This window comes from Microbacterium sp. bgisy189, from assembly GCF_057707225.1.
On record NZ_JBYIPT010000021.1, the window covers coordinates 1 to 1,729 of the forward strand.

The 1,729-nt window shown below is 68.8% G+C and carries 2 protein-coding genes; one reads left to right on the forward strand and one right to left on the reverse strand.

The window, feature by feature from the left end; translation table 11 throughout:
• On the reverse strand, nt 1-645 hold a 645-nt coding region (locus AC3ENX_RS14555; protein WP_434812452.1), incomplete at its 3' end, for a PCRF domain-containing protein.
• Between the two features lie 73 nt (nt 646-718).
• On the opposite strand from AC3ENX_RS14555, the gene AC3ENX_RS14560 reads away from it, so the two are divergent.
• A partial coding sequence (locus tag AC3ENX_RS14560) for an MFS transporter (RefSeq protein WP_434812453.1) occupies nt 719-1,729 on the forward strand: 1,011 nt, incomplete at its 3' end.

A 1,729-nucleotide genomic window follows, 5' to 3' on the forward strand; every position in this document is an offset into this window, starting at 1 on the left:
GCTCGTCTGCCGTTTGTCGGCCGAGCCGAACGGGCTGATGCGTGCGAGACGGTGCGTGCCCGCCTCGACCGAGAGGGTGCCGTAGGCATAGGGCGCGTCGACCTCGAAGGTGGCCGACTTGATGCCGGCGCCCTCGGCGTAAGAGGTGTCCATCACCTTGACGGGGTACTTGTGACGCTCGGCCCAGCGCAGGTACATGCGCATGAGCATCTCGGCGAAGTCGGTCGCATCGTCGCCGCCTGCGCCCGATCGGATCGTGACGACCGCGGAGCGCGCGTCGTACTCGCCGTCGAGGAGTGTCTGCACCTCGAGCTGGCCGATGACGTCCTGCAGCGTTTCGATCTCGCGACGAGCTTCGGCAGCGGTGTCTTCGTCGTCCATCTCGAGCGCGAGCTCGACGAGCACATCGAGGTCGTCGAGGCGCTGCTCGACATCGGTCACGCGCTTGAGTTCGGCCTGGCGATGGCTGAGCGCGCTCGTCACCTTCTGGGCCTTCTCGACGTCGTCCCAGAGGTCTGGGGCGCCGGCCTCTTCGGACAGTCGGTCGATCTCGGCGCGCAGCGCGTCGACGTCGACCACCGCCTTAATGTCGGCGAAGGTGGAGCGCAGGGCCTGGATGTCGGCAGACGGATCGAACTCGAGCATGACACTCCAGACTAACGTGGAAAGCGTGACCGCCAGCGACTCCCCCGCAGAACGCGGAGACGCGCTGGGCCGGATGCTGTGGCGCCTGGCGCCGATGATCTACGGTCCGACGGTGCTGTTCGCACTCGGCGAGGGCGCGGTCCTGCCGTTGCTGCCCGTGATCGCCGCAGAACTCGGTGCCGACATCGCCACGGCCGCCCTCATCGCGGCGGCCCTCGTCGTGGGGCAGCTGTGCGGCAACATTCCCGCCGGCTGGGCCGTCGCCCGCATCGGCGAGCGGGCCGCGATGGCCGGCGGCGGCGCGGTCGCACTCGTCGGCGCGCTCGGGTTGGTCTTCGCTCCGTCGCTGCCCGTGCTCGCCGTCTCCGTGTTCGTCATCGGCTTCTGCGCTGCGGTGTTCGGCCTTGCGCGTCATTCCTTCATGACCACCCGCATTCCGCTCGCCTACCGCGCCAGGGCACTGTCGCTGCTCGGCGGCACATTCCGCCTGGGCATGTTCGTCGGGCCGTTCGTGGCTGCGGCGCTGCTGTCGATCTTCGGCGACGAACACGCGTCGGTCTGGTTCTTCGCGGCGTGCCTGCTCGCGAGCATCGTGCTGGTGTTGCTCGGTCCAGATCCGGAGACCCGGGTGGCCGCGCCGACTCGCGATCCGAGGGTGAGTGAAGACACCGGCGAGCCGGTCACGGGATCGGTTCGGGTTCCTGGTCGCGCAGGTGTGTTCGCGACCATGTGGCGGCACCGCGATGTGCTCTCCCGACTCGGACTCGCCGCCGCGTCGCTGTCGGCGGTGCGGTCGGTGCGCCAGACGGTCTTGCCGCTGTGGGGCGTCTCGATCGGGCTCGACGCGCAGACGATCGCGCTGGTGGTCGGCATCTCTGGGGCCATCGACTTCGCACTGTTCTACGCGAGCGGTCAGGTGATGGACCGGTTCGGCAGGCTCTGGGCGGCGCTTCCCGCAATGCTGTTGATGGGCGCCGGGTTCTTGGCGCTCGCGTTCACGCACGATCTTCCCCAGGCCGCGATGTGGTTCGCGATGTTCGCCGCGGTGCTCGGGGTCGGCAATGGCCTGTCCAGCGGCATCCTT